Source organism: Gulosibacter sp. GYB002 (assembly GCF_036577665.1).
In the GTDB taxonomy this organism is placed as follows: Bacteria; Actinomycetota; Actinomycetes; order Actinomycetales; family Microbacteriaceae; genus Gulosibacter; species Gulosibacter hominis.
Map to the genome: position 1 here is coordinate 88,019 of NZ_JARBDD010000002.1, position 18,633 is coordinate 106,651.

The following is an 18,633-nucleotide window of genomic DNA, read 5'->3' on the forward strand; positions in this document are numbered from 1 at the left end:
TCACCCGCCTTTTGTTGGTCACTGTGCCAAGGGCCATTCAATCGCCGGTTGTATCTCCGATTAATTCTCGTGAATAGGCGCGGCAGTATCGGCGAAAGCAGCTAGCCTTTACCAGTGCCCATACAACGAGGGGATGGAATGAACAACCAGTCGATGGGGAACGCACCGGGCTACCAAGGTCAGGTCCCGCAGCAGCGGTGGCCGGCTCAGTCACAGCCCGCGATGGATGGGATGCCGCCGCTTCCCGAGCTTCACCCGCAGCATCAGCACACGGCCAAGCGGCGCCGGCGCACTGGTTGGATCGTGGGACTCTCGGCCGCAGTTGTGATTCTCCTCGCCCTCGGAGCCTGGAGCGTACTCGCGCTGACATCGCGCTCCGGTGCTGACACACCAGAAAATGCTGCGGTGAAGCTGCTGCGCTCGGCCGCCGGTTTTGACATTGTCACTCTCAGCCAGGTGGTTTCAGCCAGTGAACTCGGTGTGGTGGCCGGGCCGATCCAAGAAGTGATGAAAAGCGGCGGTGGTGGGAACCCCGGCGCTGATATCCCCGGCGTGCAATCGGCAGTGCAAGAGCTCAACGCGGCTGCCAATGTGAGCCTCGAAAACTTTCAGTCCGACACCACCGAAATTACCGATGGGGTAGTGGCGGTCCGCATCCAGTCGGGCCAGCTCATTATTGAGGGTGACACCGCGCGATACCAGCAAGCTCTCACCGACATGCAGCGTGCGGTGGCATACGAGTCGGCTCTGATGGACGGCGCTACCGAAGAAGAGGCTGCGGAGCGAGCCAAGAACGACGTTGAACCGGTAACCGACGTCACGCTGCCGAAAACGATCGATCTCGAACACCTCGACGAACTCGACCCGAGCGCACCGGATGTGAAGCTCAGCCTGGTCGCGGTGCAAGAAGACGGCCGCTGGTACATCAGCCCGGTAATGTCGCTATTTGAAACTCTTTCAACTGTGACCGGCGGCAGCGCAATGCGTGGCGATGAAGTGCTGCCGGCGCATCCCGCCAAAACTCCGGAAGCTGCGGGTCTGCAATTTGTCGACAGCCTGCTCACCGACACGATGACCGTCACACAGGGGCTCAGCACTTTTGAAAACACAATCGGTTCGCTCGCGGTTCCCGAACGGCGGGTGCTCTCGCTCTATTTGCTGCCGCTGATCGAGCAGGCCCTGGGTAGTGCGGGGCCAAGCGGGCCCGGCGCGCCGCGACTCAAGCTGAGGGGTGATTTTGAACGGGTCAAGAGCACCGGAGACATCATGGTGCTACCCGAGAAGATTACGGTCAGCGTTGACGGACAACCCCAGCTCACGCTGTCGGGAACCTGCGCACTAGTAGCGAGTAGTGGCCAGGAAAGCTGTCTAGAAGACGCCTGGCCCGGCTTCGAGGCGCTCGGACTTGACGAACTCGGACTCGTCATCGTGAAAGAAGACGGCGGCTATGTGGTGAGCATCTACGACACCGTGAGGGTGTGGCTGCAGACCGCTAGCGAAAACTATCTCAAGCTGCGGGATGCGGGCGAACTCGACCGGCTGCGCGGCTGAGAACCGATGGTAGGGCAGGGATGCTCGGCCACAATTCAGAAAAGAGGAAAAATTATGATTGTCACCACCACTAATTCGGTCGAAGGTCACCAGATTGCACAGTATCTGCGTGTGGTTTCGGGCGAGACCATCGTGGGTATCAATATGTTCAAAGACCTCGGCGCGGGCTTCCGCAATATCGTCGGTGGCCGCAGCGCTGCCTACGAGGGCGAGGTGCAGCAGGCTCGCGAAACAGCGCTTGGTGAGATGGTGCAGCGCGCCATTGAACTCGGGGCACAGGGTATTGTCGGCGTCGACATCGACTACGAATCGCTCGGCCAGGGCGGCATGATGATGGTGTGCGCCAGCGGCACCGCGGTACGTTTTCAGTAGCTGCTATTTACCGGGCTGATGCGGGCGACAATTGTTAAGCAAGCTTGAAGATTTGTTCGCATAGGCTCAACTCGACTCGACCCGATCACAGCGGCGAGTTGCCCGTTAATTATTGAAAAAGGAGCCCAACATGGCAGATCTCAACGGCGACGGCAAAGAAAGCTTCGGCGAAAAAGTACAGAGCCTCGGCAAGACCATCGGCGAGAAGGCCGCCGACCTGCGTGATAGCGAGGGTGTGCAGAACGCCATCCACGGCGCTGGTGACGCAGCCAAGAAGGTGACCGGGGGCAAGTTCGACGACAAGATCGACGAGGCTGTCGACAAGCTTGACGGGCCCAACAACTAGCCACCAGCGTTGAAATAGCCAAGCGCACGGCGCGATCAATCTCAATACGGGCGAGCGCCCCGGAAGATCGGATGCACCCGACCTGCCGGGGCGCTCGCCCGTTTTAGTGCGCTACATGGTGTCGAGCAGCTGCTGGGCGAGTTCGACAGTCGTGCGCGGGTTCACGATCGCAAACCGCATGATCGGTTCGCCACGGTGTGAAGACGGCGTGGCGAAGGCGATTTGTTCGTCCAGCATGCGGTCGCTCCAGCTCTGGTAATCGGCAAGCTCCCAACCGATGCGGCGGAAGGCCACCACGGATAGATCTGGGTCGCGCACGAGCTCGAGATTCGGGTGCTCGCGCACGCGCTCGGCAATTGTGTGGGCGGTGGTGATGCAGTGCTCGATCGCGGTGCGGTAGGCACCAGCACCATAGGTTGCGAGTGAAAACCACAGCGGCAGCCCGCGCGCCCGGCGCGATAGCTGGATGCCATAGTCCGACGGGTTCCAATCTTCACCCTCGAGCGTGTCGAGATAGCCCGCTTTCTGAGTGTGGGCCATGCGCGCCAGTTGGGGTTCGCGGTAGAGCAGCGCGCACGCATCAAAGGGAGCGAAAAGCCATTTGTGCGGATCGACGATGAGCGAGTCGGCGGCCTCGAGGCCATTGAACCGATTCCGCATCGACGGGGTGAGTGCGGCCGCGAGGCCGTAGGCGCCGTCAACGTGCAGCCAGAAGTTGTGGCGCTGCTTGAGCTTGGCGATCGAGGCGAGATCGTCGACGATGCCGAGGTTGGTTGACCCGGCGGTCGCGACCACCGCAACCACCGCATCCCCATACTCTTCAAGCGCCGCTTCGACAGCCTCGCCCGAGAGGCGACCTTGTTCGTCGACTGGCACGGTCACCGCATCCACATCCATGACCTCGGCAGCCGACACCACCGACGAGTGGGTCTCAGCGCTGCAGATCACGACCCAGCGCGAAGGAAGGTCCTTGCCCTCCTCGGTCAGCCGCCGACGGTGCGCATGCCGAGCGGTGACCAGTGCCGAAAGGTTGCCGATAGTGCCGCCCTGCACGAACGAGCCGCCGGCAGCTTCGGGCAGACTGAATTCACGGGCGAGGAAGGCGAGCACCTCGTTTTCCGCGTACACCGCCCCGGCGCCGTCGAGCCACGACCCGCCAAACAGCGAGGATGCCGACACCACCATGTCGAACGACACGGCAGCTTTTGTGGGCGCCGAGGGGATAAACGCGAGGTAGCCGGGGCTATCGGTCGATACGCAGGCCGGAGCAAGCACTCCCTCGAACATCGACAGTGCGCGTTCAGAGCCGATGCCCTCTTCGCAGATCGAGCCCGGAGCCAGCCGTCGGAATTCCTTGAGGGGGAGTGGCTTATCGAGCGGCACATCAAAGATGAGACGTCGACGCGAGTAGTCGATCACGCGGTCGATCATCGTGAGCATCTCGGGCGAGACCTCGTGCATTCGAGTTGCACCGGTGGGTTCAGGCAGAGCGTGAGCTTCGCTCATCGTTGAGCGTTCCTTTCGTCACAGGATGCGGTGCCGTAAGGGGTGGTGCAGCACCGCACGCGACCGCGGCCGGTCGCCGGCATACAAGCATAGGGCCGGGTGCCCAAAAAAAGCACCGGGATGCGGAAAACGCGACGAATTTCGACTCTCAGGAAAATCCGACACGCCCGGGTTGCATGAACACTTCAAGCCGGGCTAAGATTCTTGAGTTCAATACTTCGGACGGGCCCAGCGCTCTTCGCTGCGAATCCATCCGAATCACTGCCGAGTCAGTGCATCGCCGTACCGAGTACAGGCGCTGCCGCCGGTAGCAGAGCACGGCTCGCGCGAGCCTAGGCATAAGTGTCTGACTCGCCTCGCCGTCACATCTGCCCGAGTGTAAACGCGCTCCGGGTCGGTGAACTTGACAGATACATAGTGGTGCACGCCGACTGCAGCGCAGTCCAAATGCAAGTGAGGCCGACCACGGCCGATTCGATCAAGGCCGCAGGCCAGAGAAACAGGAGTGGACATGGCGGGACAGAAGATCCGCATTCGACTGAAGTCGTATGACCACGAAGTCATCGACAACTCCGCGCGCAAGATCGTCGACACGGTCACCCGCGCAGGCGCATCCGTCATCGGGCCCGTCCCGCTGCCGACCGAGAAGCAGGTCATTACGGTGATCCGCTCACCTCACAAGTACAAGGACAGCCGCGAGCAGTTTGAAAAGCGCACCCACAAGCGGCTGATCGACATCGTCGACCCGACCCCGAAGGCTGTCGATTCGCTCATGCGTCTCGACCTTCCGGCCGACGTCAACATCGAGATCAAGCTCTAGAGGAATCCATGGCTACCGCAACGAAGACATATAAGGGGCTGCTCGGCACCAAGCTGGGCATGACCCAGATTTGGGACGAAGAGAACCGTATGGTTCCCGTCACCGTCATCCAGGTGAGCCCGAACGTCGTGACCCAGATCCGCACCCTCGAGAAGGACGGTTACGAGGCTGTTCAGATCGCCGCCGGTGCGATTGACCCGCGCAAGGTGAACCAGCCCAGCGCTGGCCACTTCAAGGCAGCTGGTGTCACCCCGCGCCGTCACCTCACCGAGATCCGCACCCCGGATGCATCCGAGTACGAACTCGGTCAGGAACTTAACGTCGACATCTTCGAAGTTGGCCAGGTCGTAGACGTGGTCGGCACCTCGAAGGGTAAGGGCTTTGCCGGCACCATGAAGCGCCACAACTTTGCAGGTGTGGGCGCATCGCACGGTCAGCACAAGAACCACCGCAAGCCCGGTTCGATCGGTGCTTCGGCTACCCCCAGCCGCGTTTTCAAGGGCACCCGCATGGCTGGTCGCATGGGTAACGACCGCGTTACCGTGCAGAACCTCACCATCCAGGGCGTCGACGTCGAGCGCGGTCTGCTGCTCGTCAAGGGCGCTGTCCCCGGCGCTAAGGGCCGACTCGTATTCGTTCGTAACGCAGTGAAGGGAGCCTAGCCAGATGGCTACCAACACCATTGACGTTCTCGACTCGACCGGTAAGAAGGCCGGCACCGTCGAACTCCCCGCTGAGATTTTCGACGTCGAGATCAGCATCCCGCTCGTGCACCAGGTGGTTGTCGCCCAGCAGGCCGCAGCTCGCCAGGGTACGCACAAGACCAAGAACCGCGGTGAGCGTAAGGGCTCGGGCCGCAAGCCGTTCAAGCAGAAGGGCACCGGTAACGCCCGCCAGGGTTCGGTGCGCATGCCGCAGCACCGCGGCGGCGGTATCGTCCACGGTCCCGTGCCGCGCAACTACTCGCAGCGCACCCCCAAGAAGATGATCGCTGCAGCACTGCTGCAGTCGCTCTCGGACCGCGCTCGTGGCGGCCGCATCCACGTGTTCACCGAACTGGTGACCGGCGAGGTGCCGTCGACCCGCAGCGCCAAGGCTGCCGTTCGCACCGCCGCTCAGGGCCGCAATGTTCTCGTGGTCGCTGGCCGCGAAGACTCGCTCACCCGCAAGTCGGTGCGCAACCTGCAGGAAGCCCACATCATCGCTGCCGACCAGCTCAACGCCTACGACGTGCTGGTTGCCGACGATGTCGTGTTCCTGAAGGAAGCATTCGACGCGTTCGTCGCGAGCAAGACCAACCCCACCGTTGAGGAGCAGTAGACATGAGCGCAATCAACAAAGACCCGCGCGACGTCATCATCGCACCGGTGATCTCTGAGAAGAGCTACGGCCTCATCGACCAGGGCCAGTACACCTTCGAGGTAGACCCCCGCGCAAACAAGACCGAAATCAAGATCGCCATCGAGCGCATCTTTGACGTCGAGGTCGCAAGCGTTAACACCATCAACCGCAAGGGCAAGACGCGCCGGACTCGCTTCGGCATCGGCAAGCGCAAGGACACCAAGCGCGCCATCGTCACCCTGAAGTCCGGCTCGATCGACATCTTCTCGAACGTCGGCTAACCGGAGGACTAGAGGAAGAACCATGGCGATTCGCAATTACAAGCCCACGACCCCGGGTCGTCGCGGCGGTTCGGTCTCGGAGTTCACCGAGATCACCCGTACGACTCCCGAGAAGTCGCTGCTGAAGCCGCTGCCGAAGACCGGTGGCCGCAACAACCAGGGACGCATCACCACCCGCCACATCGGTGGTGGCCACAAGCGTCAGTACCGCGTCATCGACTTCAAGCGCAACGACAAGGACGGTATCAACGCGAAGGTCGCTCACATCGAGTACGACCCGAACCGCACCGCCCGCATCGCGCTGCTGCACTTCGTTGACGGCACCAAGCGCTACATCATCGCGCCGAACAAGCTCAAGCAGGGCGACATCGTTGAGTCGGGCCCCAACGCCGACATCAAGCCCGGCAACAACCTGCCGCTGCGCAACATCCCCACCGGTACCGTTGTGCACGCAGTTGAGCTCCGCCCCGGCGGCGGTGCCAAGCTCGGCCGCTCGGCTGGCGCCTCGATCCGTCTTGTTGCTAAGGATGGCCCCTACGCGCAGCTGCGTCTGCCCTCGGGTGAAGTTCGCAACGTTGACGCTCGTTGCCGCGCCACCGTCGGTGAAGTTGGCAACGCCGAACAGGCGAACATCGACCTCGGTAAGGCCGGCCGTAAGCGCTGGCTCGGCGTACGACCCACCGTTCGTGGTGTCGTGATGAACCCGGTCGACCACCCGCACGGTGGTGGTGAAGGCCGCACCTCAGGTGGTCGCCACCCGGTGAGCCCCTGGGGTCAGAAGGAAGGCCGCACCCGCAAGCCGAACCTCGAGTCAGACAAGTACATCGTTCGTCGCCGTCCGACCGGCAAGAAGCGCAAGTAGTAGGAGTTCAAGAAGATGCCTCGCAGTCTGAAAAAGGGCCCCTTCGTCGACGAGCACCTGCTGCAAAAGGTGCTGAAGCAGAACGACGCTGGGTCGAAGAACGTGATCAAGACGTGGTCGCGCCGCTCGATGATTGTGCCCGACATGATCGGCCACACCATCGCCGTGCACGACGGCCGCAAGCACATCCCGGTGTTCGTCACCGAGTCGATGATTGGCCACAAGCTCGGCGAATTCGCGCCGACCCGCACCTTCCGCGGCCACGAGAAGGACGACAAGAAGGGTCGCCGTCGCTAACGCGAGGGCACAAAGGAGGAAATCATGGTGGAAGCGATCGCGCGTGCGCGTCACATCCGCGTCACCCCTCAGAAGGCTCGCCGCGTCGTCGACCTCGTCCGCGGCAAGCAGGCGCTCGAAGCGCTCGCCATTCTGAAGTTCGCGCCGCAGGGCGCATCCGAACCGGTCTACAAGGCAGTCGCCTCGGCAGTCGCGAACGCTCGCGTCATTGCCGACAACTCGAACGAGTACCTCGACGAGCGCGACCTGTACGTGTCGACCATCTACGTCGATGAGGGCGTCACCCTCAAGCGCTTCCGTCCGCGCGCCCAGGGCCGTGCCGGACGTATCAACAAGCGCACCAGCCACATCACCGTCGTCGTCTCGACCCCCGAGACCGGCGCCGACGAGCAGAAGGCGGAGAAGTAATGGGACAGAAGATCAATCCGTACGGCTTCCGTCTCGGTATCACCACCGACCACCGGTCGCGCTGGTACGCCGACTCGACCAAGCCGGGCCAGCGCTACGCCGACTACGTGGCTGAGGATGTGCGCATCCGTCAGCACCTCAACGAGTCGCTCGACCGCGCTGGTGTATCGCACATCGAAATCGAGCGCACCCGTGACCGTGTCCGCGTGGACATTCACACCGCCCGCCCGGGCATCGTGATCGGTCGCCGTGGTGCCGAAGCTGAGCGCATCCGCGGCGAGCTCGAAAAGCTCACCGGCAAGCAGATTCAGCTCAACATTCTTGAGGTCAAGAATCCCGACCAGGATGCACAGCTGGTTGCTCAGGGCATCGCCGAGCAGCTCGCTGCCCGTGTGGCCTTCCGTCGCGCAATGCGCAAGGGCCTGCAGGGTGCACAGCGTGCCGGTGCCAAGGGCATCCGAATCCAGGTGTCGGGTCGACTCGGCGGCGCCGAAATGAGCCGCTCGGAGTTCTACCGTGAGGGCCGTGTGCCCCTGCACACCCTGCGCGCCAACATCGACTACGGCTTCTACGAGGCAAAGACCACGTACGGCCGCATCGGTGTGAAGGTGTGGATCTACAAGGGTGACCTCACCAACAAGGAGCTTGCTCGCGAGCAGGCCAACATGAAGTCGCCGCGTGACCGCGGTGACCGTTCGCGCCGCAACCGTCGCAACGACCAGGTTGCTGCTGGATCGGAGGCGTAACCCATGCTGATTCCCCGTCGAGTCAAGCACCGCAAGCAGCACCGTCCCACCCGTAAGGGCCAGGCAACCGGTGGTACCCGCGTGATGTTTGGTGACTACGGCATCCAGGCACTTTCGCCTGCCTATGTCACCAACCGCCAGATTGAGGCAGCGCGTATTGCGATGACCCGTCACATCAAGCGTGGCGGTAAGGTCTGGATCAACATCTTCCCGGACCGCCCGCTGACCAAGAAGCCCGCCGAAACCCGTATGGGTTCGGGTAAGGGCTCGCCCGAGTGGTGGGTCGCAAACGTGAAGCCCGGCCGCGTGCTGTTCGAGGTGGGCGGCGTTGACGAGCAGCTCGCTCGCGAAGCGCTCACCCGTGCGATTCACAAGCTGCCCCTGAAGGCGCGCATCATCACCCGTGAGGAAAGCGAGTAAGCAATGGCGATTGGATCGAAGGAGCTCGCCATCAACGAGCTCGACACCATGGAAGACGCCCGTCTCGCCGAAGAGCTGAAGAAGGCCAAGGAGGAGCTGTTCAACCTCCGCTTCCAGTCGGCTACCGGCCAGGGCGAAGAGCGCGGCCGCCTCAAGGCAGTCAAGCGCGACATCGCGCGCATCTACACCGTGCTGCGCGAACGTGAGCTGGGCATCCGCACCGCTCCCGCACCCGCCGAGCCCAAGGCCCGCAAGCGCGGTAAGAAGGCAGAGGCAGAAGCCGAGGCCAAGGAGGAGACCAAATAATGGCTGAAAACACCGTATCGGCAGCCGACAAGGTCGCCGCCGACAAAGACGCTGCGCAGCACCGCAACTACCGCAAGACCCGCCGCGGTTACGTCGTGAGCGACAAGATGGACAAGACCATCGTCGTGCTCGTTGAAGACCGCGTGAAGCACCCTCTCTACGGCAAGGTGCTCCGCCGTTCCACCAAGATCAAGGCACATGACGAGCAGAACACCGCCGGTATCGGCGACCGCGTGCTCGTTGCCGAGACCCGTCCCCTCAGCGCCGACAAGCGCTGGCGGCTGGTCGAGATCCTCGAGAAGGCGAAGTAGGCCCCGCCTACCCGCTGTAACAGCCAAGGAGACTGAGACATGATTCAGCAGGAATCGCGACTCCGTGTCGCCGACAACACCGGTGCCAAGGAGCTGCTCGCCATCCGCGTGCTCGGGGGTTCGGGAAAGCGCTACGCCGGCCTCGGTGACGTTATCGTCGCCACGGTCAAGGACGCCATCCCTGGCGGCAACGTCAAGAAGGGCGACATCGTCAAGGCAGTAGTCGTTCGCACCAAGAAGCCCACCCGTCGCGTTGATGGCTCGTACATCAAGTTCGACGAGAACGCCGCCGTAATCCTGAAATCGGACGGCGAACCGCGCGGTACGCGTATCTTCGGCCCCGTGGGCCGTGAGCTGCGCGACAAGCGCTTCATGAAGATCATTTCGCTCGCCCCGGAGGTGCTCTAACAATGGCGAAGATTCGCAAGGGTGACCTCGTCGAGGTCATTACGGGCGCAAAGCAGGAACGCGGTGGCGACCGCGGTAAGCAGGGCAAGGTGCTCGAGGTGCTCACGCAGCAGAACCGCGTGATCGTCGAGGGCGTCAACCTGGTTACCAAGCACAAGCGCCCCCAGCAGACCGCAGCTGGCGCCACTGCCGGTGGCATCGAGGTTGTCGAAGCACCCATTCACGTTTCGAATGTGATGCTCGTTGACCCCGAAACCGGCAAGCCCGCTCGCGTCGGCTTCAAAGAGGAGCAGGTCACCAAGGACGGCGTTACCAAGACCGTCCGCACCCGCTACTTCAAGCCCTCGCGTCGTGCAGCAGCCGAGCCCAAGAAGAAGGCTGCCGCGAAAAAAACCACCAAGTCGACTGCAAAGAAGACTGAGAAGAAGGACAACGAGTAGCGCATGACTGAAACCGCTGTGGAGGCTGGCAAAATCCAGCCCCGACTCAAAGTCAAGTACCGCGACGAGCTGCGCGCCAAGCTCCAAGAAGAGCTCGGCCTGAAGAACGTTATGCAGGTGCCCGGCCTCACCAAGATCGTGGTGAACATGGGTGTCGGCGACGCCGCTCGCGACAGCAAGGTGATCGAGGGCGCGATCAACGATCTCACCCTCATCACCGGCCAGAAGCCCAAGGTGAACCGCGCTCGCAAGTCGATCGCACAGTTCAAACTGCGTGAGGGGCAGGCCATCGGTGCCAACGTGACCCTTCGCGGTGACCGTATGTGGGAGTTCCTCGACCGACTGCTGTCGCTGGCGCTTCCGCGTATCCGTGACTTCCGCGGTCTGTCAGACAAGAACTTCGACGGCCACGGCAACTACACCTTCGGTCTCACCGAGCAGGTTATGTTCCACGAGATCGATCCGGATAAGATTGACCGTCAGCGCGGTATGGACATCACTATCGTGACCACCGCCGAAGACGACGACCAGGGCCGTGCGCTGCTGCGCGCACTCGGCTTCCCGTTCCACTCGCGCACCGGTCGCGAGTAGAACAACCCGAAATAAACCCGACCCGGCAACCGCCGGGTCGGGTTCCACCACAGGTCGGCGTCCCCTGGCCGGGGCGTCGAAACCAGGCGAAAGGAAAAACGCGTCATGTCAATGACCGACCCCGTAGCAGATATGCTCACGCGTCTGCGTAACGCGAGCAACGCGCACCACCTTTCGGTGTCGATGCCGGGCTCGAAGCTCAAGAAGAACATCGCCGAGATCCTCAAGCGTGAGGGTTACATCGCCGACTGGAGCGCCGAAAGCGCTCGCGTTGGTGAGAACCTCAACATTGAGCTGAAGTTCGGCGACGACCGTCGCCCCGCCATCACCGGCATCAAGCGCGTGTCGAAGCCCGGTCTGCGCGTCTACGCACGCTCGACCGAGCTGCCCACCGTTTACGGTGGTCTCGGCATCGCCATCATGTCCACTTCCTCGGGTCTGCTTACCGACCGCGAGGCTCAGCAGAAGGGCGTGGGTGGGGAAGTCCTCGCCTACGTATGGTGATCGAATATGTCGCGAATTGGTCGTCTCCCAATTGAAATTCCAGCCGGCGTCGAGGTAAAGGTCGACGGTCAGCTGGTGAGTGTTAAGGGCCCCAAGGGTCAGCTCGAACTGACCGTGGCAGCCCCCATCGAAGCGAAGGTTGAAGACGGTAACGTCGTCGTTTCGCGTCCGGATGATGAACGTGACTCGCGTGCGCTTCACGGTCTCACCCGCACCCTGATTTTTAACAACATCATTGGTGTCACCCAGGGCTACTCGAAGGCCCTCGAGGTGGTCGGCACCGGTTACCGTGTGCAGCAGAAGGGCACCGACCTCGAGTTCGCCCTCGGTTTTTCGCACCCGGTGAAGTTTGCCGCTCCGGATGGTATTCAGCTCAAGGTTGAAGGCCAGAAGGTCACCGTTGAAGGTATCGACAAGCAGCTGGTCGGTGAAGTAGCCGCCAAGATTCGTAAGATCCGTCCGCCGGAGCCCTACAAGGGCAAGGGCATCCGTTACGAAGGCGAGCAGATTCGTCGCAAGGCCGGAAAGGCTGGTAAGTAAGCATGGCTCAGAAGAGCAAGCAGGCAGCCCGTGCCCAGCGGCACGCCCGGCTGCGCAAGAAGATCGTCGGCACCGCAGAGCGTCCCCGCCTGTGTGTCAGCCGTTCAACCCGTCACGTATTCGTTCAGGTCATCGACGACGCCAAGGGCCACACGCTGGCTTCGGCTTCGACCCTCGAGGCCGAACTGCGCGACTTCGATGGCGACAAGACCGCCAAGGCCCGCCGCGTTGGCGAGCTGATTGGCGAGCGCGCCAAAGCCGCCGGTATCGAATCGGTCGTTTTTGACCGCGGCGGTAACAAGTACGCGGGTCGCGTTGCGGCCATCGCCGATGGAGCACGAGAGGCAGGGCTGAACCTGTGAGCGAAATCATCGAAAACAGCGAAAACATGTCGGAAGCCCCCGTCGAAACCGCTGCGTCGAGCGAATCGAACCAGCGCGAAGAGCGTGGCGGACGCCGTTCGGGTAACCGTGACCGTGCTCAGCAGGAGCGTGGCGGCCGCGGTCGTGGCCGTGGTCGTGGCCGCGATGAGCAGTCGAACGAGTTCCTCGAGCGTGTTGTCACCATCAACCGCGTTTCGAAGGTTGTAAAGGGTGGTCGTCGCTTTAGCTTCACCGCTCTGGTTGTCGTCGGTGACGGCAACGGCTTGGTGGGTGTCGGCTACGGCAAGGCACGGGAAGTGCCGCTGGCTATCTCGAAGGGTGTCGAGGAAGCGAAGAAGAACTTCTTCCGCGTGCCGCGCGTCCTGAAGACCATCCCGCACCCCGTTCTCGGCCGTGCAGGTGCCGGTGACGTGCTCCTGCGCCCGGCCGCTCCCGGTACCGGTGTTATCGCCGGTGGCCCGGTGCGTGCCGTGCTCGAGTGCGCCGGTGTGCACGACGTGCTGAGCAAGTCGCTCGGTTCGTCGAACACCATCAACATCGTCCACGCGACGGTCGACGCCCTGCGCCAGCTCGAAGAGCCGCGCGCGGTAGCTGCCCGTCGTGGTCTCGACGTCGAGCGCGTCGTGCCCGAGCGCATCCTGCGCGACCAGGCACGCGAGGCCGACGAGGCCGCCAAGGCTGCAAAGGCTGGTGCGTAATGGCAACTTCGTTCAAGGTGACCCAGATCAAGTCGGTCATCAGTGAAAAGCAGAACCAGCGCGACACGCTGCGCTCGCTCGGATTGAAGCGAATCGGCGACAGCGTTGTTCGTGAAGACTCGCAGCAGCTGCGCGGATACCTCCGCGCTGTTGCGCACCTGGTCAAGGTGGAGGAGGTCAACGAATAATGGCGAACAACGAGAACGTGCAGGAATTTGAGGACGGCGGCCTGAAGCCGCACCACCTGCGTCCCGCCGCCGGTGCCAAAAAGGCCAAGACCCGTGTGGGTCGCGGTGAAGCATCGAAGGGTAAGACCGCTGGTCGTGGTACCAAGGGAACCCGCGCACGCACCACCGTGCGTCTCGGCTTCGAAGGTGGTCAGATGCCGCAGCACATGCGTACTCCGAAGCTGCGCGGGTTTAAGAACCCGTTCCGCGTCGAGTACCAGGTTGTGAACCTGTACCAGCTCGCCGAGCTGTATCCAGAGGGTGGCGACGTGACCGTGGCCGACCTCGTAAAGAAGGGCGCTGTTCGCAAGAACGAGCCCGTCAAGGTACTCGGCACCGGTGAGATCACCGTGAAGCTGAACATCGAGGTCGACAAGGTCTCGGCTTCGGCTAAGGAAAAGATTGAGGCTGCCGGCGGTAGCGTCAAGTAGAACTCATTCTGCAATTGTGGGGTCGGTGCGTAACGCACCGACCCCACAGTTGTTTTTCGCATCCGGTGACCGCACACGATAGTTATTGGATGCATCCGCTCACCCGCGAGAGATTGTGTCGCTGAAGGAGATATCGGTACGCTGACAGTGCCAAATAAGCGGAACCGTACAAAACGGATCCCAAAATCAGTGGGCCATTTTTCCCCGCTGTTGGTGAGATTACCGTTAAGCTGGAGGTTGCGGTGCCCAAAAACCGGGCCCGTAGTCGTGTAACGACAAAACTTCCTGCCGCCAACCGGCGGCCCCGAATGACCAGAAATCGAAAGCAGGATCCGCAGCGTGTTCAACGCCATCGCCCGGGTGTTTAAGACACCTGATCTCCGCAACAAGATTCTGTTCACGCTCGGCATCATCGTGATTTACCGTCTCGGTACCACGATTCCCGCACCGTTCGTGAACTTTGTGAACGTGCAGGAGTGTATTGCTGGTGTCGGTCTCGACGGCAGCGCCAACCTGCTGAACATGCTGAACATGTTCTCGGGTGGTGCGCTGCTGCAGCTGTCGATCTTCGCGCTGGGCATCATGCCCTACATCACCGCGTCGATCATCATTCAGCTGCTGCGCGTGGTTATCCCGCGATTCGAAACGCTGCACAAAGAGGGGCAGAGCGGTCAGCAGACGCTGACGCAGTACACCCGCTACCTGACGATCGCGCTGGCGCTGCTGCAGTCGACCACGCTGCTTACGATGGCGCGCACTGGCGCTCTTTTCGGCGGTAACCAGTCGGCGGCCTGCCGTGGCGTTGTGAGCCTCGTGCCCGAGGCCGGCGCCGGCGATGTAGCGACCAACGTTGTGCGGATGCTGCTCATTGTCGGCACGCTCACCGCGGGTACCGCTGTCATCATGTGGTTCGGTGAGCTGATCACCGAGCGCGGTATCGGTAATGGTATGTCGCTGCTTATCTTCACCTCGATCTGTGCGAGCTTCCCGCAAGCCATGTGGTCGCTCATGAGCGGTGCCGGTGGCGCGTTCACCTTCAGCATCATCACCGTGCTGGCATTCGGCATCCTGGTCGCAGTGGTGTTCGTTGAACAATCGCAGCGGCGCATCCCCGTGCAGTACGCGAAGCGGATGGTGGGCCGCCGCACCTACGGTGGACAATCAACCTACATCCCGATCAAGGTCAACCAGGCCGGTGTGATCCCGGTCATCTTCTCGTCGTCCATCCTGATGCTGCCGGCAATTGTTGCGCAGTTCGCGCAGCCCGCGCCCGGTCAGCAGCCGGCCGAGTGGGTTGTCTGGGTGCAGAACAACCTCATCTCGGGTAACTCGCCGTTCTACATGGTCGCCTACTTCCTGCTGACGATCGCGTTTGCGTACTTCTATGTGTTCATCGCGTTTAACCCCGACGATGTCGCCGAGAACATGCGCCAGCAGGGTGGGTTTATTCCCGGTGTGCGTGCCGGTCAGCCGACCGCCGACTACCTCACCTACGTACTTAACCGCATCACCTTCCCCGGTTCGATCTACCTCGGCATCATTGCGATGCTGCCACTGATCGCACTGGCCACCGTGGGTGCCAACCAGAACTTCCCGTTCGGTGGCGCATCCATCCTGATCCTCGTGGGCGTGGGTCTTGAAACGATGCGGCAGATCGACGCCCAATTGCAGCAGCGCGAATACGAAGGACTTCTCCGATGAGCAACGCAGTACGTCTTCTGATTGTGGGCGCCCCTGGCGCCGGCAAAGGCACCCAGGCAACCGGTCTGGCCGAAGCATTCGGCGTGCCCGCGATTTCGACCGGCGATATTTTTCGGGCGAATATCAAAAACGGCACCGAGCTGGGCAAGAAGGTGCAGGAGATCACTGCCCAGGGCCAGCTCGTGCCCGACTCGCTGACCAACGAACTCATTCGCGACCGTCTCTCGCAGGCGGATGTGGCACCGGGCTTTTTGCTCGACGGCTACCCCCGCACTGTGGGTCAGGTTGAGTTTCTCACCGAGCTGCTCGCAGCCGATGGTGCCGCTATCGACGCGGTGGTGCAGCTGGTCACCGACACGGATGCCGTGGTTGCGCGGCTGCTGAAGCGTGCCGAGGAGCAGGGTCGGGTGGACGATACTGAAGAAGTGATCCGTCACCGCCAGGAGGTTTACGCCAGCGAGACCGCGCCGGTTGTCGACCTGTATCGTGAGCGCGGCGTCGTTGTTGACGTTGACGGCATGGGCACCGTCGAGGAAGTTGCCGCGGGCATCCTCACCGCGCTGCGTGAGCGCGGCCTCGAACCAAGCGCCTAGTCGCTAGCTTTGCAGCGGGGGCATCGCCGGGTTGTCGGCGGTGCCCCCGCTTTGTTGTGTGCAGCGGATGCATTCGTGCGTCACGTGTGCGTGGTGCGCTGCATGCGCGAGTTATCGGGCTGCGTTGTTGCGGCGGGGCCGGCCGCACACTGTATTCCCGCCACAAACGAAAGGTGCCCCTCTCATCGCATCCCTCGAAAGGCGAGAGCCGTTGTGCGATGAAAGGGGCACCTGTGAGGCGAGGCGCCAGGGCTATTAGGCCTTGAGTACTACCTTGATGGCCTCGTTCTTTGCGGCGTTCGCGAACACATCCCATGCCTCTTCGATGTCGTTGAGCGCGAAGGTGTGCGTACCCATCTTCTCGCTCGGAAGTTTGCCGGAGGCGACCATCTTGAGCAGCGTTGCGGTGCTGGTTGCATCCACAAGGCCCATGGTGAGGGTGTAGTTACCGATCCACATGGTGTCGAGGGGCAGCTCGACGGGCTTGCCGTGCACACCGAGGTTGGCGATGTGACCGCGGGGGCGAGCCAGCGAGGCGGTGAGCTGGAGGGTTTCGGGATAGCCGACGCACTCCATGGCGACATCGACACCGAGACCGTCGGTGAGCGCGAGCACCTCTTCGCGGGTGTTGGGGCCCGAAACGACGGTGTCGGTGGCGCCGAACTCGAGCGCCTTCTGCAGGCGGAACTCGTTGGTGTCGATAGCGATCACCTTCGATGCACCCCACAGCGAGGTGGTCATGATCGCGGCGAGACCTACCGCACCGGTACCCACCACGGCGACCGTGTCACCGGGGCGAACCTGACCGGCGAGCACGCCGACCTCATAACCGGTGGGCAGCGAGTCGCTCAGGAACACAGCCTGCTCATCGGTGACGTGTTCGGGCAGGTGGTGCAGCGAACCGTCGGCGAACGGCACGCGAACCTGCTCGGCGAGGGTACCGTCGATCATGTGGCCGAGAATCCAGCCCACACCGGCTTCGTTTGCCTGGCAGTGGTCGGGGAAGCCCTTCTGGCAGTACTCACACACACCACACTTCGAAACGCAGCTGACGATGACGCGGTCGCCGACCTTGAAGTTGGTGACGCTGTCGCCAACGGCGATGACGTGACCGACACCCTCGTGACCGAGGATGCGACCATCCGTTACCGCGGGCACGTCGCCACCGAGGATGTGGAGGTCGGTGCCGCAAATGGTGGTGGTGTCGATCTTGACGATGGCGTCGGTGGGGGCCAGAATCTGCGGGTCTGGCACCTCCTCCCACGCCTTCTTGCCGGGGCCGTGATACACGAGTGCCTTCATGATGAACTCCTTAGTTCGGTAGAGGGAGGGGGTATTCGTGATTGTAATTAGACGAGTAGACGGGGTAGGTGAACGGCGCCTGCCTATGCGAATGCGTTCTGGCCGGTGAGGTGCTGGCCGAGGATGAGCGTGTGCACCTCATCGGTCCCTTCGTAGGTACGCACCGACTCGAGATTGTTTGCGTGCCGCATGATCGACTGGTCGAGCAGGATGCCGTTGCCGCCGAGGATGGTGCGGGCTTCGCGGCAGATGTCGATGGCGATACGGCAGTTGTTGAGTTTGCCAACCGAGATCATGTGGCGCTCGAGTTTGCCCGCATCCTTAAGCCGGCCGATCTGCAGTGCCAGTAGCTGTGCCTTGTTGAGTTCCAGCGCCATACCCACGAGCTTCTGTTGGGTGAGCTGGAATGCTGAAAGTGGCTTGTTGAACTGTTTGCGTTCGTCGGCATAGCTGGCGGCGGTGTTGAATGCATCCCGAGCGGCACCGATGGCGCCCCAGGTGATGCCGTAACGCGCCTCGTTGAGGCATTCGAACGGTGCGCGCAGGCTCTTGGCCTCTGGCAGGCGGTGTTCCTCACTCAGGCGCACATTGTCGAGGTGCAGTTCGGTCTGGATTGATGCGCGCATCGACGCCTTCGGTTCGAGAACCTCGGCCGAAAAACCGGGGGTGTCGGTGGGGACGATGAAGCCGCGCACACCCTCATCGCTGCGTGCCCAGACGATGGCGATATCGGCGATGGTGCCGAGGCCGATCCAGCGTTTGGTGCCGTTAAGCACCCATTCATCGCCGTCACGCACCGCGGTGGTCTGCATATTGCCGGGGTCGGAGCCGGCTTCCGGCTCGGTGAGAGCAAAACAGCCGATAACGCGGCCGGCGGCCATTTCGGGCAGCCACTGCTGCTTCTGGGCCTCTGAACCGTGCTTGGCGATGGCACTCATGGCGAGTGAACCCTGCACTGAGATGAAGGTGCGCAGCCCTGAGTCGCCGGCTTCGAGTTCTTGCATTGCGATGCCGTATTCGACGGCGCTGCGACCGGCGCAGCCGTAGCCCTTGATGTGCATCCCCAGTAGCCCGAGTTCAGCCATTTCGGGAATGATTTCGGTGGGGAACACCGCCCGCTCGTACCAGTCGGCAATATTTGGTCGGATGCGGCGGTCGACGAATTCGCGCACACGGTCGCGCAGCGCGATCTCTTCGGCGCTGAATTGTGATTCGAGATCGAGCAGGTCATAGCGGTCGGCCATTGGG

Annotated in this window: 27 protein-coding genes and 1 pseudogene; 25 read left to right on the top strand and 3 right to left on the bottom strand. The window is 62.1% G+C overall.

From position 1 onward, the window contains the following. Positions 1–138: 138 nt before the first annotated feature. The 3 genes from PV375_RS01575 to PV375_RS01585 all read left to right on the top strand — a co-directional run bounded on the left by PV375_RS01575 (position 139) and on the right by PV375_RS01585 (position 2,269). On the top strand, positions 139–1,551 hold the full coding sequence (locus PV375_RS01575; protein ID WP_332105868.1) for a hypothetical protein: 1,413 nt from the start codon (positions 139–141) through the stop codon (positions 1,549–1,551). A gap of 54 nt (positions 1,552–1,605) precedes the next feature. Next, positions 1,606–1,923: a YbjQ family protein gene (locus PV375_RS01580; RefSeq protein ID WP_332105869.1), complete on the top strand. Its 318-nt coding sequence runs from the start codon at positions 1,606–1,608 to the stop codon at positions 1,921–1,923. 130 nt (positions 1,924–2,053) lie between these two features. Beyond that, positions 2,054–2,269, top strand: coding sequence for a hypothetical protein (locus tag PV375_RS01585; RefSeq protein ID WP_332105870.1), 216 nt, complete (start codon positions 2,054–2,056; stop codon positions 2,267–2,269). A gap of 111 nt (positions 2,270–2,380) precedes the next feature. Here PV375_RS01585 and PV375_RS01590 read toward each other — a convergent pair whose 3' ends face one another. Next, positions 2,381–3,775, bottom strand: a complete 1,395-nt coding sequence (locus PV375_RS01590; RefSeq protein WP_332105871.1) for a pyridoxal phosphate-dependent decarboxylase family protein — start codon at positions 3,773–3,775, stop codon at positions 2,381–2,383. A 511-nt stretch (positions 3,776–4,286) separates the two neighbouring features. On the opposite strand from PV375_RS01590, the gene rpsJ reads away from it, so the two are divergent. From rpsJ to PV375_RS01700, 22 genes and pseudogenes are all read left to right on the top strand, one after another. After that, the gene (gene rpsJ / locus PV375_RS01595) at positions 4,287–4,595 is read left to right on the top strand and encodes a 30S ribosomal protein S10 (protein ID WP_201517574.1); all 309 of its coding nucleotides are present in this window, start codon (positions 4,287–4,289) and stop codon (positions 4,593–4,595) included. An 8-nt stretch (positions 4,596–4,603) separates the two neighbouring features. Further along, positions 4,604–5,257 (top strand): 50S ribosomal protein L3, encoded by a 654-nt coding sequence (gene rplC, locus PV375_RS01600; RefSeq protein ID WP_201517575.1) that lies wholly within the window; start codon positions 4,604–4,606, stop codon positions 5,255–5,257. Between the two features lie 4 nt (positions 5,258–5,261). Further along, the gene (rplD, locus tag PV375_RS01605; protein WP_332105872.1) at positions 5,262–5,915 is read left to right on the top strand and encodes a 50S ribosomal protein L4; all 654 of its coding nucleotides are present in this window, start codon (positions 5,262–5,264) and stop codon (positions 5,913–5,915) included. 2 nt (positions 5,916–5,917) lie between these two features. Beyond that, the gene (gene rplW / locus PV375_RS01610; protein WP_201517577.1) at positions 5,918–6,217 is read left to right on the top strand and encodes a 50S ribosomal protein L23; all 300 of its coding nucleotides are present in this window, start codon (positions 5,918–5,920) and stop codon (positions 6,215–6,217) included. A 22-nt stretch (positions 6,218–6,239) separates the two neighbouring features. Further along, complete coding sequence (gene rplB, locus PV375_RS01615; protein ID WP_201521639.1) at positions 6,240–7,079, top strand: 50S ribosomal protein L2; 840 nt, start codon at positions 6,240–6,242, stop codon at positions 7,077–7,079. Positions 7,080–7,094: 15 nt separating this feature from the next. After that, a complete protein-coding gene (gene rpsS, locus PV375_RS01620; protein WP_201517579.1) occupies positions 7,095–7,376 on the top strand; it encodes a 30S ribosomal protein S19 in 282 nt (93 codons plus the stop codon). A 24-nt stretch (positions 7,377–7,400) separates the two neighbouring features. Beyond that, the gene (gene rplV / locus PV375_RS01625; RefSeq protein ID WP_201517581.1) at positions 7,401–7,784 is read left to right on the top strand and encodes a 50S ribosomal protein L22; all 384 of its coding nucleotides are present in this window, start codon (positions 7,401–7,403) and stop codon (positions 7,782–7,784) included. Further along, on the top strand, positions 7,784–8,530 hold the full coding sequence (gene rpsC, locus PV375_RS01630) for a 30S ribosomal protein S3 (protein WP_201517582.1): 747 nt from the start codon (positions 7,784–7,786) through the stop codon (positions 8,528–8,530). The genes rplV and rpsC overlap by 1 nt, the downstream gene beginning before the upstream one ends. Positions 8,531–8,533: 3 nt before the next feature. Next, positions 8,534–8,950 carry a 50S ribosomal protein L16 gene (gene rplP, locus PV375_RS01635; protein ID WP_201517584.1) on the top strand — a complete coding sequence of 139 codons (417 nt, stop codon included), beginning with the start codon at positions 8,534–8,536 and terminating at the stop codon, positions 8,948–8,950. Between the two features lie 3 nt (positions 8,951–8,953). Further along, positions 8,954–9,256: a 50S ribosomal protein L29 gene (rpmC, locus tag PV375_RS01640; protein ID WP_201517586.1), complete on the top strand. Its 303-nt coding sequence runs from the start codon at positions 8,954–8,956 to the stop codon at positions 9,254–9,256. Continuing rightward, complete coding sequence (gene rpsQ / locus PV375_RS01645) at positions 9,256–9,567, top strand: 30S ribosomal protein S17 (protein ID WP_201517593.1); 312 nt, start codon at positions 9,256–9,258, stop codon at positions 9,565–9,567. Before rpmC ends, rpsQ begins: the two co-directional genes overlap by 1 nt. Positions 9,568–9,606: 39 nt before the next feature. Further along, positions 9,607–9,975 (top strand): 50S ribosomal protein L14, encoded by a 369-nt coding sequence (gene rplN / locus PV375_RS01650; protein ID WP_201517595.1) that lies wholly within the window; start codon positions 9,607–9,609, stop codon positions 9,973–9,975. Between the two features lie 2 nt (positions 9,976–9,977). Beyond that, positions 9,978–10,322: pseudogene (rplX, locus tag PV375_RS01655) on the top strand (50S ribosomal protein L24); the annotation flags it as partial. Positions 10,323–10,418: 96 nt separating this feature from the next. Further along, entirely contained in the window at positions 10,419–11,006 is a 588-nt protein-coding gene (rplE, locus tag PV375_RS01660) for a 50S ribosomal protein L5 (protein ID WP_201517600.1), read from the top strand. A gap of 105 nt (positions 11,007–11,111) precedes the next feature. Next, positions 11,112–11,510, top strand: a complete 399-nt coding sequence (rpsH, locus tag PV375_RS01665; protein ID WP_201517602.1) for a 30S ribosomal protein S8 — start codon at positions 11,112–11,114, stop codon at positions 11,508–11,510. Positions 11,511–11,516: 6 nt separating this feature from the next. After that, positions 11,517–12,050: a 50S ribosomal protein L6 gene (rplF, locus tag PV375_RS01670; RefSeq protein ID WP_201517605.1), complete on the top strand. Its 534-nt coding sequence runs from the start codon at positions 11,517–11,519 to the stop codon at positions 12,048–12,050. Between the two features lie 2 nt (positions 12,051–12,052). Continuing rightward, positions 12,053–12,412, top strand: a complete 360-nt coding sequence (gene rplR, locus PV375_RS01675; RefSeq protein ID WP_201517608.1) for a 50S ribosomal protein L18 — start codon at positions 12,053–12,055, stop codon at positions 12,410–12,412. A 26-nt stretch (positions 12,413–12,438) separates the two neighbouring features. Further along, positions 12,439–13,131 (top strand): 30S ribosomal protein S5, encoded by a 693-nt coding sequence (gene rpsE / locus PV375_RS01680; protein WP_201517663.1) that lies wholly within the window; start codon positions 12,439–12,441, stop codon positions 13,129–13,131. Further along, a complete protein-coding gene (rpmD, locus tag PV375_RS01685; RefSeq protein WP_201517610.1) occupies positions 13,131–13,319 on the top strand; it encodes a 50S ribosomal protein L30 in 189 nt (62 codons plus the stop codon). Before rpsE ends, rpmD begins: the two co-directional genes overlap by 1 nt. Next, positions 13,319–13,789, top strand: a complete 471-nt coding sequence (gene rplO, locus PV375_RS01690; protein ID WP_230972665.1) for a 50S ribosomal protein L15 — start codon at positions 13,319–13,321, stop codon at positions 13,787–13,789. Before rpmD ends, rplO begins: the two co-directional genes overlap by 1 nt. A gap of 339 nt (positions 13,790–14,128) precedes the next feature. Further along, complete coding sequence (secY, locus tag PV375_RS01695; RefSeq protein ID WP_201517634.1) at positions 14,129–15,490, top strand: preprotein translocase subunit SecY; 1,362 nt, start codon at positions 14,129–14,131, stop codon at positions 15,488–15,490. After that, positions 15,487–16,083 carry an adenylate kinase gene (locus tag PV375_RS01700; RefSeq protein ID WP_332105873.1) on the top strand — a complete coding sequence of 199 codons (597 nt, stop codon included), beginning with the start codon at positions 15,487–15,489 and terminating at the stop codon, positions 16,081–16,083. The genes secY and PV375_RS01700 overlap by 4 nt, the downstream gene beginning before the upstream one ends. Positions 16,084–16,338: 255 nt before the next feature. Here PV375_RS01700 and PV375_RS01705 read toward each other — a convergent pair whose 3' ends face one another. Continuing rightward, positions 16,339–17,385, bottom strand: coding sequence for a zinc-dependent alcohol dehydrogenase family protein (locus tag PV375_RS01705; RefSeq protein ID WP_332105874.1), 1,047 nt, complete (start codon positions 17,383–17,385; stop codon positions 16,339–16,341). An 83-nt stretch (positions 17,386–17,468) separates the two neighbouring features. Continuing rightward, entirely contained in the window at positions 17,469–18,629 is a 1,161-nt protein-coding gene (locus PV375_RS01710; protein WP_332105875.1) for an acyl-CoA dehydrogenase family protein, read from the bottom strand. Positions 18,630–18,633: the final 4 nt, after the last annotated feature.